Annotated in this window: 15 protein-coding genes; 4 read left to right on the top strand and 11 right to left on the bottom strand. The window is 73.4% G+C overall.

The window, feature by feature from the left end:
- Positions 1-2: 2 nt before the first annotated feature.
- Genes shc through hpnC form a run of 5 tightly spaced genes read right to left on the bottom strand, consistent with a single transcriptional unit; the run spans position 3 to position 6,061 of the window.
- Positions 3-1,901: a squalene--hopene cyclase gene (shc, locus tag ACGFIS_RS17530; protein ID WP_392971700.1), complete on the bottom strand. Its 1,899-nt coding sequence runs from the start codon at positions 1,899-1,901 to the stop codon at positions 3-5.
- Entirely contained in the window at positions 1,901-2,911 is a 1,011-nt protein-coding gene (locus tag ACGFIS_RS17525; RefSeq protein WP_392971697.1) for a polyprenyl synthetase family protein, read from the bottom strand. The genes shc and ACGFIS_RS17525 overlap by 1 nt, the downstream gene beginning before the upstream one ends.
- Positions 2,908-4,254 (bottom strand): hydroxysqualene dehydroxylase HpnE, encoded by a 1,347-nt coding sequence (hpnE, locus tag ACGFIS_RS17520; RefSeq protein WP_392898741.1) that lies wholly within the window; start codon positions 4,252-4,254, stop codon positions 2,908-2,910. Before hpnE ends, ACGFIS_RS17525 begins: the two co-directional genes overlap by 4 nt.
- Positions 4,251-5,168, bottom strand: coding sequence for a presqualene diphosphate synthase HpnD (gene hpnD / locus ACGFIS_RS17515; RefSeq protein ID WP_392898738.1), 918 nt, complete (start codon positions 5,166-5,168; stop codon positions 4,251-4,253). The genes hpnE and hpnD overlap by 4 nt, the downstream gene beginning before the upstream one ends.
- The gene (hpnC, locus tag ACGFIS_RS17510; protein WP_392971693.1) at positions 5,168-6,061 is read right to left on the bottom strand and encodes a squalene synthase HpnC; all 894 of its coding nucleotides are present in this window, start codon (positions 6,059-6,061) and stop codon (positions 5,168-5,170) included. The genes hpnD and hpnC overlap by 1 nt, the downstream gene beginning before the upstream one ends.
- 218 nt (positions 6,062-6,279) lie before the next feature.
- Between hpnC and ACGFIS_RS17505 the strand changes: the two genes are divergently transcribed.
- Genes ACGFIS_RS17505 through ACGFIS_RS17495 form a run of 3 tightly spaced genes read left to right on the top strand, consistent with a single transcriptional unit; the run spans position 6,280 to position 9,270 of the window.
- Positions 6,280-6,906, top strand: coding sequence for a TetR/AcrR family transcriptional regulator (locus tag ACGFIS_RS17505; protein WP_392898733.1), 627 nt, complete (start codon positions 6,280-6,282; stop codon positions 6,904-6,906).
- Positions 6,907-6,913: 7 nt separating this feature from the next.
- Positions 6,914-8,251: a carotenoid oxygenase family protein gene (locus ACGFIS_RS17500; protein WP_392898730.1), complete on the top strand. Its 1,338-nt coding sequence runs from the start codon at positions 6,914-6,916 to the stop codon at positions 8,249-8,251.
- A 32-nt stretch (positions 8,252-8,283) separates the two neighbouring features.
- A complete protein-coding gene (locus tag ACGFIS_RS17495; protein ID WP_392971690.1) occupies positions 8,284-9,270 on the top strand; it encodes a DUF2804 domain-containing protein in 987 nt (328 codons plus the stop codon).
- Here the strand turns inward: ACGFIS_RS17495 and ACGFIS_RS17490 are convergent.
- The 3 genes from ACGFIS_RS17490 to ACGFIS_RS17480 form a co-directional block, all read right to left on the bottom strand.
- Positions 9,233-10,024, bottom strand: coding sequence for a hypothetical protein (locus ACGFIS_RS17490; RefSeq protein ID WP_392971687.1), 792 nt, complete (start codon positions 10,022-10,024; stop codon positions 9,233-9,235). The two genes, ACGFIS_RS17495 and ACGFIS_RS17490, sit on opposite strands and share 38 nt — an antisense overlap.
- A gap of 173 nt (positions 10,025-10,197) precedes the next feature.
- The gene (locus tag ACGFIS_RS17485; protein ID WP_392971684.1) at positions 10,198-10,497 is read right to left on the bottom strand and encodes a DUF1905 domain-containing protein; all 300 of its coding nucleotides are present in this window, start codon (positions 10,495-10,497) and stop codon (positions 10,198-10,200) included.
- A 181-nt stretch (positions 10,498-10,678) separates the two neighbouring features.
- Positions 10,679-12,064 (bottom strand): sensor histidine kinase, encoded by a 1,386-nt coding sequence (locus tag ACGFIS_RS17480; protein WP_392971681.1) that lies wholly within the window; start codon positions 12,062-12,064, stop codon positions 10,679-10,681.
- A 77-nt stretch (positions 12,065-12,141) separates the two neighbouring features.
- On the opposite strand from ACGFIS_RS17480, the gene ACGFIS_RS17475 reads away from it, so the two are divergent.
- Positions 12,142-12,669 carry a hypothetical protein gene (locus ACGFIS_RS17475; RefSeq protein WP_392898717.1) on the top strand — a complete coding sequence of 176 codons (528 nt, stop codon included), beginning with the start codon at positions 12,142-12,144 and terminating at the stop codon, positions 12,667-12,669.
- 8 nt (positions 12,670-12,677) lie between these two features.
- Here ACGFIS_RS17475 and ACGFIS_RS17470 read toward each other — a convergent pair whose 3' ends face one another.
- The 3 genes from ACGFIS_RS17470 to ACGFIS_RS17460 form a co-directional block, all read right to left on the bottom strand.
- On the bottom strand, positions 12,678-13,355 hold the full coding sequence (locus ACGFIS_RS17470) for a response regulator transcription factor (protein ID WP_392898714.1): 678 nt from the start codon (positions 13,353-13,355) through the stop codon (positions 12,678-12,680).
- A gap of 138 nt (positions 13,356-13,493) precedes the next feature.
- Positions 13,494-14,099: a DUF305 domain-containing protein gene (locus ACGFIS_RS17465; protein ID WP_392971678.1), complete on the bottom strand. Its 606-nt coding sequence runs from the start codon at positions 14,097-14,099 to the stop codon at positions 13,494-13,496.
- Entirely contained in the window at positions 14,096-14,869 is a 774-nt protein-coding gene (locus ACGFIS_RS17460; protein WP_392971676.1) for a lytic polysaccharide monooxygenase, read from the bottom strand. Before ACGFIS_RS17460 ends, ACGFIS_RS17465 begins: the two co-directional genes overlap by 4 nt.
- Positions 14,870-14,911: the final 42 nt, after the last annotated feature.

The raw sequence follows: 14,911 nt of genomic DNA, 5'->3' as shown, positions 1-14,911 counted from the left end.
TCTCACACACCCTTCAGGTACCGGCCGAGCGCCGACAGCGGGAACACCAGGCGGTACAGGTGGTAGTTGATGTAGAAGTCGCCGGGGAAGCCGGTGCCGGTGAAGTGGTCCTCGTCCCACGTCCCGTCGGGGCGCTGGTGCTCGGCCAGCCACCGGACGCCGCGCTCGGCGGCCGGGCCGCGCTCACCGGCGGCGAGGAGCGCGATCAGCGCCCACGCGGTCTGCGACGGCGTCGAGACGCCGTGCCCGACCCACGACCGGTCGCGGTAGGAGCGCAGGTCCTCGCCCCAGCCGCCGTCGTCGCGCTGGTGGCGTTCCAGCCAGCCCACCGCGTCCCGGATCACCGCCTTGCCCGGCCGGACGCCCGCCGCGATCAGCGCGGGCACGACGGCGCCCGTCCCGTACACGTGGTTGGCGCCCCACCGGCCGAACCAGGACCCGTCCGGTTCCTGCGCCTTCAGCAGCCACACCACGGCCCGTTTGACCAGGAGCGAGTCGGCCATGTCGCGGTGCGCCATCGCCTCCACGACGTGCGCGGTGACGTCGGCGGACGGCGGGTCGATGACTTCGCCGAAGTCGCAGAACGGCAGCCGGCGGCACAGCGCGCGGGTGTTGTCGGCGTCGAACGCGCCGAACCCGCCGTCCCGGGACACCATTCCGGCCATCCAGCGGACGCCCCGCTCGATCGCCGGCTCGGCCCGCGGATGCCGGACGCGGTTCAGCGCGATGACCGCCTCGGCGGTGTCGTCGACGTCGGGATAGCAGTCGTTGTCGAACTCGAACGCCCAGCCGCCCGGGGGCAGCCCGGGCCGCCGCACCGACCAGTCGCCGGGCCCCTTCACCTCCTCGCCGATCACCCAGCCGGCGGCCCGCTCCAGCGCCGGGTGCCCGGACGGCAGGCCGGCGTCGGCGAGCGCGTTCATGGCGAGGACGGTGTCCCAGACGGGGGACTGGCACGCCTCGAGCCGCCGCCCCCGCTCGTCGCGGATCGTGAACCGCTCGAGCCCGTCCAGGCCCCGTTGCATGACGGGGTGGTCGAGGCCGTAGCCGAGAAGGTTCAAGGCGATCAGCGAGTACACCCAGGGCGGCTGGATCCCGCCCCACGACCCGTCCCGCTCCTGCCGCGCGACGATCCACTCGCCGGCGCGGCGCAGCGCGGCCCTCCGCAGCGCCTTCACGGGCCGCCGCTCGTACACGTGCAGGGCCTTGTCGAGCGTCTCGAACACCTCGTCCCAGCCGGGCAGGGTCCGCCTCCCGCGCCGCGGGACGTCGTAGCCGGGGGTCAGCTCGTCCAGCCCGAACGGCAGCGGCCGGACCGGACGCAGCGCGCCCACGACCGTCAGCGGGACGATCGTCTGCCGCGCCCAGCACGCCCAGTCGTACACGTTCAGCGGGAACCAGCGCGGCAGGAACATCATCTCCGGCGGAAGCGCCGGCAGTTCGTCCCAGGGCCACCGGCCGAACATCGCCAGCCAGAACCGCGTGAACACGCGGGTCGCGGGGACGCCGCCCTCGCTGCGGATGTACGCGGCGGCGCGGATCATGTGGCCGGCGTCGGGCTCATCGCCGGCGAGCCGCAGCGCCACGTACGCCTCGACGGTCGTGGACAGGTCGGGCGGGCCGTCGTGGAAGTTCGCCCAGGTTCCGTCCGCGGCCTGCTGCGACCGGATCCAGCGGGCGGTCTCGCAGGTGTCGCCGCCGGTGCGGATGCCGAGGAACTCGCGCAGCAGCAGGTCCTCGGCGTCCATCGTCACGTTGGTCTGCAGCTCGCCCTTCCACCACCCCTCCGGCGACTGGAGGAGCAGCAGATGCTCGCGGGCCGCCTCCAGGGCCTCGGCGGCCGTCCGGGCCGGCCCCGCCTCCGGTGTCCGCAGGGTCTCCGGTGATCGCGTCGCCGTCATCAGTGGTCCCGCCCGGTGACGAAGTCGGCGATGTGCAGGAAGTCGGCGCGGACGGGTTCGGGCAGCCGGGCCGTGACCAGATGCTCGGCGGCGCGCTGGATGCGGCTCTCCGCCTCCATCTCGGCCCAGGCGCGTCCACCGGCCGCCTCCACCAGCGCGGCGGCCTCGGCCAGGTCGTCCTCGGACAGGCCGGGCCGGGCGTACAGCTCGGCGAGCCGCGCCGCCTCCGGCGCGTCGGTGTTCAGCGCCGCCACGACCGGCAGCGACATCTTGCGGGACCGCAGGTCCGACAGCGCCGGCTTGCCGGTGGACTCCGGGTCGCCCCAGATGCCGAGCAGGTCGTCGGCGAGCTGGAACGCGATCCCGAGGTCGGCGCCGAACTCCTCCAGCGCGTCGCAGAGGGGCTCGGGCGCCCCGTCCAGGACGGCGCCGATCGAGCATGAGCACGCCAGCAGGGCCGCGGTCTTGTCGGACGCCATCGTCAGGCACTCGTCCAGGCCGATCCGCCTGTGGGTCTCGAAGTCCATGTCGAGCGCCTGGCCGGCGATGAGGCGGCGCGTGGCGGCCGACAGTGCGCGCGCCGCCCGCGCGGAGCCCTGGCCGGGCGCCTCCAGCAGGACCTCGCCGGCGAGGGCGAGGAGCGCGTCACCGGCCAGGATCGCCGACGCCTCCCCGAACACCGTCCACGCGGCGGGCCGGTGCCGGCGCATCCGGTCGCCGTCCATGATGTCGTCGTGCAGGAGCGAGAACGCGTGGGTCAGCTCGACCGCGACCGCGCCCGGCAGCGCGCTCTCCGGCGGGGCCACGGCGGCGCGGGCCGACAGCAGCGCCAGCGCCGGGCGGAGCGCCTTGCCCGCCGGCGCCTTGCGCGGATGGCCCTCCTTGTCCGCCCAGCCGAGATGGTAGGCCGCGACACGGTAGGTGCGCGGGTCGAGCCGGCCGACCGCGGCGCGCAGCGCGCCGTCGACGAGCTCACGGACATCGGTCATCGAGACCGGAACAGCGGTCATGGGTTCCTCACCCTCTCCAGGTGGCCGTCCAGGTGGCGGCGGACCAGGCGGGCGGCGGTGAGGCCACTGCGCACTGCGCCCTCCATGGTGTCGGGCCAGCCCGTGTCGGTCCACGCGCCGGCCAGGAACAGGCCCGGTGCCCGTGTCGCGGCGCCGGGGCGGGCGCTCGCGCTGCCGGGACGCTGCCGGAACGTCGCCCGCCGCTCCCGCGTGACGAACAGGTCCACGACGGCGGCCTCCCGCGCGGCGGGCAGCAGCCGCCGCAGCTCCGGGACGAACCGGGCGCGCAGCTCGGCGGTCGGCATGTCGACCCAGCGGTCGGCGGCCGACAGCGAGACCGCGAGGTACTGGCCGCGGCGGTACCGCCCCGTCCTCAGCCCGCTCACCTCCGTCCGGTCGAACACCCACTGGACGGGCGAGCCGACGGCGGCGGCGAACGGCTCGTCCATGACCTTCCGGTCGTAGACGACGTGCACGTTCACGATCGGGCTGGCGTCCAGCTCGGGCCAGCGCAGCGGGTCGGGCAGCGCCTGCGCGGGCAGCAGCCGCGCCGCCGCGTCGTGCGGCACCGCCATGATCACGGCGTCGGCGGCGACGGGGACGCCGTCCACGACGACCTTCGGGTCGGTGGTGACCGCCTCGACCTTCGCCTTGAGGCGGACGGTCCCGCCCATCTCCGCGATCCGGCGCAGCGCCGGGCCGCCGTGCAGCTCCTCCAGCGGGACGCGCGGCAGCCCGATGTCCGCGGCGTCGGCGCGTCCGAACAGGGCGCGGCGGCACACCATCGCCGACAGGCCGAGCGCCGCGTCGTCCACCTCGGCGTTCAGCGCGGACGTGATGAACAGCCCCCACAGCGCCTGCCGGGCCCACGGCCGCTGCCCGTGCTCGGCCAGCCACGCCCCCGCGGAGACGGCGTCGAGCGCCGGGTCGGCGGGATCGAGCCGCTGCAGCCCGATCGACGCGCGGACGGCCCGGACCCGGTCGGCGGCCGACAGCGGCGAGTACCCCGCCAGCGCGGGCAGCAGATGCAGCGGGCTGGGCAGGTTCGACCGCCGCAGCCGCGCCGCCTCGCTGCCGGGCAGCAGGACGGGGACGTCGAACCGGTCCTGCATCTCCACCAGGTGGTCGGCGCGCAGCCTGCGCAGCAGCCCCTGATACGCCGTGCAGCACCGCAGGAAGACGTGCTGCCCGTTGTCGACGCACATCTCGCCCCGCAGGAACGAATGCGTGGCGCCGCCCAGCCAGGGCCGGGACTCCACGAGCGTGACCGGCACCCCCGACTCCTGCAGCGCGATCGCGGCGCTGATGCCCGCGAGCCCGCCGCCCACGATCACGACGCTCACCGCTCCACCCCCGACAGCGCGCGCGCCGCCACGACGGCCTTCTGCCATGTCGGCAGCGAGAGCCGTGAGTTCAGCGCGACGGACGGGCGCGCCGCGATGTTCTCCAGCAGCCGCCGGTAGATGCCCGCCATCGCCGCCGTGCAGGCGGCGCTGCGCCGGTCCAGCAGCGGCAGCAGCCGCAGCCCCTCGGCGTACCAGGCCCGCGCCCGCTCCGCCTGGAAGCCGACCAGCTCGTTCAGCCGCCACGGCGGGTCGACGAACATGCCGGACTCGTCCAGCTCCAGAGTGCAGCCGAACCGCTCCAGGTCCTCGGCGGGGATGTAGATCCGCCCGGCCATCCGGTCCTCGCGGAGGTCCCGCAGGATGTTGGTGAGCTGCAGCGCGACGCCGAGCGAGTCGGCGAGTCCCTCGGCCCGCTGCCGCCCGTCCGAGCCGAACACCCCGAGCGACAGCCGCCCGACCGTCCCCGCGACCCGCTGGCAGTAGCGCAGCAGGTCGTCGAACGTGGCGTAGTCGGCGCCCCGCACGTCGGCCTCGCAGCCGTCGATCAGCTCGTCGAACGCGTCCAGCGGGATCGGGTAGCGGCCCGCCGCGTCCGCGAGCGCGGTCAGCACCGGATGCCCCTCCAGCGCGGCGACGTCGGCGCGCCGCCGCAGCACGTCCTGCACGATCGCCAGCCGCTGCCGCGACCGGTCGAGCAGGTCGAGCCGCACGCACGCCGGCTCCGGGCCGTCGCCGACGTCGTCGATGCCGCGCGCGAACGCGTAGACCGCGCTCATCGCCCGCCGCTTCGGGACGGGCATCAGCCGGATCCCGTAGGAGAAGTTGCGGGCCTCCTCACGCACCACCCGCTCGCAGTGCCGATACGCCTCAAGAACCCGTTCGGAACGCTCACAAGTCTCCGAAACCGTCATCACTTCGTTCCCCCCTTACCGGCCGCGCGCGCCCACCGGGCCAGGACACCGGCCCGTCGCGGACGCGGCGGATGCGCGAGCACGTCGTAGCGGCCGCGCGCCAGAGCCGCCAGCGCCGCGCGGCCTCCGGCCACGTAGCCCGCCACGGCGAACCGCGCCCACCCCGTCAGGCCCGCCATCAGCGGCGCGGCCCCCCGGTCCAGGAGATCGGCGGCCCGGCCCGCCTCCAGCGCCAGGACGCCCCGCAGCCGCGTCGGCGTCACCGGCCGGGCCAGGTCGTCCTCGGCGCAGCCGAACCGGCGCAGGTCCTCGCCGGGCAGGTAGATCCGCCCGTTCCGGTAGTCCTCCCCGGCGTCCTGGCAGTGCTCGATGAGCTGCAGCGCGGTGCACACGTCGTCGGACGCCGCCACGAGGGCGGGCCGGTGGGCGCGGAAAAGGTGCAGGACGATGCGTCCCACCGGGGCGGCCGACAACGCGCAGTACTCCGTGACCTCCGTGAACGTCTCGTACCTGTGGACGACCTGGTCCTGGCGGTTCGCCCGGACCAGGTCGCGGAACGGCTCCGCCGGGAGCCGGTTGGCGTGCACCGTCCCGGCCAGCCTCCGTAACTGCGGCAGGGACGGCGTCCGTCCGGCGAACACGCGGTCGAGGTCGTCGTCCACGAGGCCGAGGAGCTTGGCGCGCTGCTCCGGCGGCGCCTCGTCGCCGATGTCGTCGACGAGCCGCGCGAAGCCGTAGACGGCCTTCAGCGCGGCGCGGTGCCGGCCGGGCAGCAGCCGTGCCGCGACCGGGAAGTTCTCCCGGGCGGCGAGCCGGTCCAGTGCGCGATCGTGCTCGTCGGCGCTCCAGCGCGATTCAATGATCACCTTCATGGTGATCGGCAGGACCGGCACCGGAAAAACCCCGGCCCGGGTATGGACTTGGTCAGCTTCCCGACCATGAGGGGCGAGCTTGCCGCTCCTGGCCGCACCCGGCTGGTACGGGCCCGCCTCGGAAGACCCGGGCGCCGAACGGTTCCCGAGGCGCCGGCGCCCCGAGGGTTGACCTTCTTACGTCCGCCGTGCAATAACAGTGTTACGTCAAGAAAACGTTGTTATCGAGAGGGTGGTCCATGACGCCGGGCACCGCGGCTCCGAGCGCGTTCGAGCTGGCCCAGCGGCAGGGCGACGAGGCGATTCGCACCACGCTGCTGGACGCCGCGAGCCGGCTGCTGGCCGCCGAGGGCCCGCAGGCCCTCGCGCTGCGCCGGATCGCCGCCGAGGCCGGCTGCTCCACCACCGTCCTGTACCGCATGTTCGGCGGCAAGGCCGGGCTCACCGAGGCGCTGTACATCGAGGGCTTCGAGCGGTTCCGCCGGCGCCTCGCCGCCGTCCCGCACGACCCCGACCCGCGCGTCACCCTGCGGGAACTGGGCCTCGCCTACCGGGCCGGCGCGCTCGCCGAACGCAACTACTACGGCCTGATGTTCGGCGAGCCGCTCCCCGGGTTCCAGCCGGGCGAGAAGGCCCTGGACACGGCGCTGTCCACGTTCGCCATCCTGGAGGAGGCCGTCGCCGCCTGCGCCGCCGCCGGCCTCCTGATCGACGCCGACCCGCGGCACGTCGCCGCCTCCTTCTGGGCCGGCATCCACGGCTTCGTCAGCCTCGAACTCGACGGCCACCTGCCCGACGCGGACACGATCCTCGACACCCTCATGCGCGGCGTGTCGTCCGGCTTCTTCGTCACCCCCCGGAAGTGAGGCCACCATGACCAACCCCTACCTGCAAGGGCTCCTCGCACCCGTCACCGAGGAGGTCACCGCCCACGACCTGCCCGTCACCGGACGCATCCCGTCCGGCCTGCGCGGCCGCTACCTGCGCATCGGCCCCAACCCGATCGGGGTCGAGGACGACTCGTCCTACCACTGGTTCCTCGGCGACGGCATGGTGCACGGCATCCGCCTCCGCGACGGCCGCGCCGAGTGGTACCGCAACCGCTGGGTCCGCTCCGAGAAGGTCGCCGAGCGGCTCGGCGAGCCGTGGCCCGCCGGACCGGTCGTCGAGAACTTCGACTTCGCCCCCAACACCCACGTCATCGCCCACAACGGCGACACCCTCGCCCTCGTCGAGGCGGGCGCCAGGCCGTACCGGCTCGACGACGAACTCCGCACCCTTGGCCCGTGCGACTTCGGCGGCACCCTCAAGGGCGGCTACACGGCCCACACGAAGAACGACCCGGAGACCGGCGAACTGCACGCCATCGGGTACTTCTTCGGCTGGGAGCACCTGGAGTACACCGTCCTGAGCGCGTCCGGCGAGATCGTCCGGTCGGTGGAGATCCCCGTCGCGGACGGCCCGATGGTGCACGACTTCGCGCTGACGCAGAAGTACGTCATCGTCTACGACCTGCCCATCACGTTCTCCATGGAGATGGCCGAGGCGGAGGTGCGCCTCCCGTACGCCTGGAACGACGCCCACCCCGCCCGCGTCGGCGTGATGCCGCGCGACGGCGGCGCCGGCGACGTCCGCTGGATCGACATCCCGCCGTGCTGGGTCTTCCACACCCTCAACGCCTACGACGACGGCGACCAGGTCGTCGTGGACCTGGCCCGCTTCCCGAGCTTCCTGCACGGCGGACGGCTGGAGGGCAACCCGCCCCCGACCCTGGACCGCTGGACGATCGACCCCGCCGCCGGGAAGGTCGTCCAGGAGACCGTCGACGACCGCCCGCAGGAGTTCCCGCGCGTGGACGAGCGGCTCAGCACGCGGCGGCACCGGTACGGCTACACCGTCACCGCCGAGGCCGCCGTCCAGAACCAGGCCGGTGAGGGCCTGATGAAGCACGACTACCAGGGCGGATCGTCCGAGACGCGCCTGTTCCCCGCCGGCTCCGGCGTGGGCGAGGCCGTGTTCGTGCCGTCCGCGCCCGACTCCGCCGAGGACGACGGCTACCTGATGGCCCTGGCGTTCGACCCGGTCAGGCAGGCCACCGACCTCGTCATCATCGCCTCCCAGGACTTCACCGGCGAACCCGTCGCGACCGTCCACCTGCCGGTCCGCGTGCCGCTGGGCTTCCACGGCTCCTGGGCGCCCGACCCGTCCTGAGCCGCCCGGTGGCGGATGGCTAGTCTCGGGGAATGCCGACCCACGAGCGCGAGATCACCGAGGCCGTCGACCTGTGCCTGCCGGACGGGCGGCTCAACCCGGACGCCGTCGGCTGGACGCGCCGCCCGCTGCACCGCGCCAACCTGCGGGGCTGGGGGCGGGCCAAGCGCTGGGAGTACTGGGGCATCGTCACGCCCCGGCACATCATCGGCCTCGTCGCCTCGTCGCTGGACTACGCCGGCGTGCACGGCGTCTACGTCCTCGACCGCGAGACCGGCGAGGAGATCGGCAAGGACGCGGTCGTCCCGCTGGCGCGCGGTGCCGTCCTGCCCGATCGCAGCGGTGAGGGGGAGGCGTCCGTGCGGGGCGGGGGAGTGGCGGTCGGTGTCCGGCAGCGTCCCGGCGGCTCCCGGGTGCGGGCGCTCGCACCCGGCGTGGGCTTCGACCTGGATGTGGAGATCCCGCTGCCGGACGGCCACGAGTCGCTCGGCGTCGTGATCCCGTGGGGGCCCCGGCGGTTCCAGTACACGGTGAAGGACGTCGGGCGGCCGGTGACGGGGCGGCTGCTGCTCCCGTCCGGCGAGCACGAGATCGGGGAGGGCTCGTTCGCGGTGCTCGACCACGGGCGCGGCAAGTGGCCGTACCGGATGACGTGGAACTGGGCGGCGGCCGGCGGGCCGGGCCTGGCGCTCCAGCTCGGCGGAACATGGACGGACGGCACCGGCATGACCGAGAACGCGCTGTTCGTCGACGGCCGGCTCTACAAGATCGGCGAGGAGCTCGACTGGAGCTACGACCGCGCCGACTGGATGCGCCCCTGGACGATCACCGGCGGCCGGGTCGAGGTGGAGTTCCGCCCGTTCCACGAGAAGGTCGCGCGCACGGAACTGGGGATCGTCGGCACCGAGACGCACCAGTGCTTCGGCCACTTCAGGGGGCGCGCCCGGACCGACGACGGGACGTGGATCGACTTCGACGGCCTCACCGGGTGGGCGGAGGAGGCCCGCCAGCGCTGGTGAGGCGGAGTCTCGCGTTGACGGAGCGGACCAGGTCCTCGGGCAGCTTGCAGACCTCGCGGTCGTAGGTGAGCAGGCCGTTCAGCTCGTCCTCGACGTCCGACAGCTGCGTGTAGACGGTCGCGCTGAGCCCGCGCGGGATCGCCGGGACGATCTGCTGCGCGTGCAGCCGGGCGAACGCGGCCCCGAGGCGCCCGGCGGAGTCGTACCGCCGGTAGCCGAAGTCCTTGTCGTTGAAGGCGTGGCCGTCCACCCGCAGGTTGTATCCGCCGTATTCGGACAGCACGAGCACGCGCGGGTCGCTGCGGCGGCGCGGCGCGCGGAAACGCCGGAAATAGACGTGCAGGCTGTTCAGGTCGCCCGCCCCCTGGTCGTGCCAGCCGCTCGCGTGGTCGACGGTCCTCGTCGGGTCGAGCGCCTTGACCTCGGCGGCGGCGTCGGCCGCGTCGAACTGGCCCCAGCCCTCGTTGAACGGCACCCAGACGGCGATGCTCACCACGTTCCGGAGATGCTCGACGGTCTCGCGCATCTCCTCGCGGAAGCGCTCGCGGCCGCCGGCGTCGCCCCGTCCGAACCACTCGTGCCTGCCGTCGCCGAGCCGCATCGGGACCACGGCGGGCGGTGTGATCACGGCCGGGCGGTACGGGCCGCCGCCGTTCACCATGTCCTGCCACACCAGGATGCCGAGCCGGTCGCAGTGGTGGTACCAGCGCAGCGGCTCCACCTTGATGTGCTCCCCCGCGTGCGCGGGGAGCAAATCTCCTCCTGAACCAACACGTTCAGGTACATCGGAGCACCCCCGCATGTGCGGGGAGCATGCGATCAAACGCTGCCAGACGACCTGAGCCATCGTGCGGACGTGGGAGCTCCGTGAGAACAGCCGAGAACTCCGGTCCTGGTCACATGGTTCCGCTCACCTTTTCTGCCGCGCTATCCGAGGCGTTCCACCAAGTGGACGGTGACGTCGTCGCCGGCCTCCTTGCCGAGCGCCCGCCGGATCTCGGCCTTCACCGCCAGCTTATGGGTGCCGTCGCCGAGCGCCATGAACGACCCCTCGAACGCGTGCCCGTCGACGGTCCCCCTGACCTTGACCAGCCCTCGCGTCTTGAAGAAGGCCGCCGACTCGGGCCAGACGACGTACGTCCAGCCGCCCTTGGCCGGGCTCTTCCGCAGGGGCGCCGTGAGCTCCTCGTCCAGCGCGTACTGCTTGCTGCCGGTCTTCGTGGTCATCCGATGTCCTTCCCGGGGCACGGCGGCCCCTGGTTCGACGGTCACCGGTTGAGACCACCCGGGACGGCCGAACTCATCGCCGCCCGCTCCGCCGCACATCGGTTCCTGCCTCCCATAACGGCCTTTCAGCGTTTCCTTAAGACCTGAATAAGACATCGGGGAGCCGGGCCGGGGCGGTCGTTCATTTGGAACGCTGTGACTGCCGGCCGACACGCCGCTCGGCGCGGCGGGCCGAGCGCCGGGGAGACGGCTTCGGGGCGGTGCGCAGCCACAGCTCGATGTGGGCGCCGCCCAGCGGTGAGTGACCGACGCTCAGCGATCCGCCGGTGGACTCGGCAAGGCGCCGGGCGATGTCCAGGCCCAGGCCGGTGGACCCGGCGCCGCTGGCACCGCGGCGCAGCGCGGCGCCGACGTCGGCGATGCCGGGGCCGGCGTCGCTGAACAGCAGGCCGGTGGAGTGCCGGCCGCGGTGGACGGTGACACGGAAGGCGGTGCCGTGCGGGGTGTGCCGGAAGATGTTGCCCATCAGCGCGTCCAGCGCCGCGGCGAGGTCGGCCTCGGCGACCGGGACCGGCGCGGGCCCGTCGGCGCCGGCCAGGTCCCAGCCGCGGTCCTGGTCCTCGGCCAGCGCCGACCAGAACTGCAGCCGGCCGCGGACCACCTCGGCCGCGTCGCAGTCCGCGGCCGCCACGACCGCGCTCGACGTGCCGGACGTCCCGCCGGGCCGGCGCGCGGCGGCGATGATGTCGTCGACCGCCGTCTCCACCCGCTCCAGCGCGCTGCGGCTCTGCGCCAGCCGGCCGAGGTCGCCGGGGTTGGCGGCCAGCCCGTCGAGGTCGACGCGCAGGGCCGTCAGCGGGGTCCGCAGCCGGTGCGACAGGTCGGCGCCGGCCTCCCGCTCGGCCGCCAGCAGCCGGGCGAGCCGGTCGGCCATGTGGTTGAACGCCTCGCCTGCCGCGCGCAGCTCCGCCGGTCCCTGCGGATCGACGCGCGCCGCCAGGTCGCCCGCGGCGACGTGGGTCACCGCCTGCACCAGCCGGTCCGCGGCCCGCACCACCCGCTTGGCGAGCCGGTCGGCCATCGCCACCGACACCAGCACCAGCGCGAGCGCCACCAGGGCGAGGACCACCCAGGACTTGGCGACGCCCCGGCTCAGCTCCTCCTGCGGCACGTACACCTCGATGACCGCCAGCTGCCCGGCCTCCAGCAGCACCGGCCGCAGCAGCACCCGCCCGCCCGGCGCCGCGACGGTGGCGGTGCGGCTCTGCCGCCGCGCCGCGTCCAGGTCGGCGGGCGGGGCGTGCGGGGAACCCAGCACCTCACCGGTGGGCAGGTGCAGCGCCAGCCGTCCCGCCGTCCCGGCCGGGACGGAGCCGACCGCGTCGTCCAGCACGGCCGCGTCGGCGGTGACCGTCAGCACCGGCACCAGCGAGGCGGCCTGGCGTTCGGCCGCGGTCAGCGCCCGGTCCCGCGCCATCTGGCCGTTCAGCAGCCCCAGCGGGACGACGAACGACAGCGCCACCATCGCCGTCACCGCCGTCGCGATACGCGCCAGTGCGGTTCTCATCCGCCACACCCCTCCACCGACGGCGGACCAGTCGTTGCCCGAGTGAAAGATAGTGTCCGATGACGGGAATGAGGTCCATGCGAGCACGAATCGGTTTCTTGGCGGTCTGGATCGCCACCACGGTCACCGGCATGGTGATCAGCTGGGCGGGGCTGGGGGACGCGGTGCGCGGGACCACCCTGGCCGGCCCCGACCTCGCCGCCGAGGTGCCCGTCCGGCAGGGGCTGCCACCGGGACCGGCTCCCTCCTCCGGGACCTCCGGCGAACCGGAGCCCTCCCCGTCCCCCACCTCGTCCTCGCCGCGCCCCGGATCCGGTGGCGCGTCCACGGCCGCGCCCGGCGGCGGGCGCTCGGCGTCCCCGAAGGTGTCCCAGGCGCCGGGCGAGACGGTGCGCACCTACACGGTCAAGTCCGGACGCGTGGTGCTGGCGCTGTCCGACGACGAGGCGCGGCTGGTGTCGGCCACGCCCGACAACGGCTTCCGGGCCAAGGTGTGGAAGCAGTCCAAGTGGCTGCGCGTCGATCTGACCGACGACGTGCACGGCTCGGCGGTGTTCGCGAAATGGAACGGCCATCCGCCGATCATCCAGGTGTACGAGTACTGATCCGCCGGTCATTCCGGTGCCGTCAGCATCACGCCGACCCCCCGCACGGTGTGCAGATAGCGCGGCGCGGCGGACCGGTCGCCCAGTTTGCGGCGCAGCCAGGACAGGTGCACATCGATGGTCTGGTCGTCTCCGTAGGCCTGCTGCCACACCTCGATGAGAAGTTCCCGCCGGGTCACGACCCGCCCGGCGTTGCGGGCCAGGAACGCCAGCATGTCGAATTCCTTGCGGGACAGCTGCAGAATGTCCTCGCCCATTTTCGCCTGCCGCCGGTCGATGTCGACGACCAGTTCACCGATGACCATTGATTTCTGCCGTGTCTCCGTGCGCGCCCGCCGCAGTACCGCCTCGATCCGTGCGTGCAGATGGGCGGCCGAGAAAGGCTTGACCAGATAATCGTCGGCACCCGACTGCAGGAGGCGGATGATCTCCTGCTCGCCGTCCCGTGCCGTCGCCACGATCACCGGCACGTCCGAGACCGCGCGCAGCATCTTCAGTGCCTCACCGCCGTCGAGGTCGGGGAGCCCCAGGTCGAGGACGACCACGTCGGGCGCGTCGGCGGCCACGTCCCGCAGCGCGTCCAGCGCCCGCGCGGCGCTGCGCACCGCATGCCCCAAATCCCGCAGTTCCCGCAGAAACGCCTGCCGGACATGGTCGTCGTCTTCAACCAGCAACACTGTAGCCACGATCGGACAATAGACCCTTATATGTGGATCGAAAGACCGGGTTCGGAATGTTCGGTCATGCTTCGCCGGGCGGACCGGGGCCGCTATGGCCGCGCTCCGCCCGGCGAAGGAAAACCCGCCCGGCACCCCACCCCGGCCTCAGCTGTTGAGGAGGCCGAGCATCTGCCGGATCTGGTCCGTCCGGGACTCCTGGACGCGCTTGGCGAACGCCTTGGCGTCGCGGTTGCCGCCCTTGCCCGCCTCCATCCGCGCCATCTCCACGGCGTTGTGCTGATGCGCGACGAACAGGTTGAGGAACGCCGGTTCGAACCCGGCGCCCCTGGTCCGCTTCAGGGTCTTGATCTCCTTGGGGCCGGTGGCCGGCATGCCGCCGTGGGCGGCGTGCACGTTCGGCGGGTGGTCGTTCGTGGTCGGCTTCGACCACGAGCGGAGCCAGGAGCTCATCGTCTTCACCTCCTGCGACTGCGTCGCCACGACGGCCGCGGCGAGAATGCGCACCTCGTCGCGCTCGGCGCGCTCCGCGGCCACCCGGGCCATCTCCACTCCCTGCCGGTGATGCGCGATCATCATCTGCAGGAACATCACGTCGGTGTCGTTGTAGCCGGACGCGGCCGGGGCGGCCGAGGAGGCGCCAGCCGGGTCGGACGATGCGCTCCGCTCCTGCCCGCCGCCGCACGCCGTCAGCAGCAGGGGCACGACGAGCACCGCCGGCAGCACGGCGCGGCGGCGGGGACGGGGGCTCACGGCGCCAGCCACAGGGCCGGGGTGAACACCGGCTCCCAGCTGCGGATCGTCGTGTGCGCCTGGCGGCACCGGTACCGGACGCCCTCGTAGGTGACCTCGTCGCCGACGCGGTACGTCACGCCCGGCCGCCAGGCCTCACCGTCCGCGGGCGCGCCGGTCGGCGCGGGCCGCGTCGGGGGAGTGGAGGGCGCGGTCGTCGGGGCGGTGGAGGGCTCGGCCGTCGGGCCGGGGGACGGCGCAGGCGGCTGCGTCCCGGAGCCGCCGCCGATGTCGAGGTCGACGCAGTTGTAAAACGCCATGGGCGTGTCACCGATGTTCCACACCGCCAGGACGGTCTGCCGCCCCGGGAAGTCGCTGAGGTCGACCTGGTGCGTCACGACCGAGTTCGGGATCTGGTTGCCGTCGTCGAAGACGGCCACGCGGGTGCCGCCGACGAAGTATTCCCAGGTGCTGGTGCGGTGGCGTGCGGTGAGCGTCCAGCTGAAGCTCACCGTGCCGCCGACGGACTTCGCCGGCCAGTTGCGGCTCTCATCGGACAGCACCGCGAATTGGCTGAGCCCGCCGTGGCAGTTGCGCAGTCCCTTCGGGCCTTCGACGCTTTGCGGCTCGAACTGGATGGGACCGCAGTCGGGCACGGCGCCCGCGGCGCACAATGCCTGCCGGCTCGGCGGGGACGAGATGTAGCCGTGCGCGGCCGCGGGACCGGCGGTGACCAGCGTCGACCCGGCGGCCGTGAGAATGGCGAGTGGATAGGCGATGGTCCTGCGCATACAGGAATTCCTTCCCATTGTTCTTCCGGTCGGCCGCCGGAA

The sequence above is a fragment of the Spirillospora sp. NPDC048824 genome (genome assembly GCF_043198455.1).
Taxonomy (GTDB): domain Bacteria; phylum Actinomycetota; class Actinomycetes; order Streptosporangiales; family Streptosporangiaceae; genus Spirillospora.
This window is presented reverse-complemented; position numbering and strand designations above follow the sequence as displayed.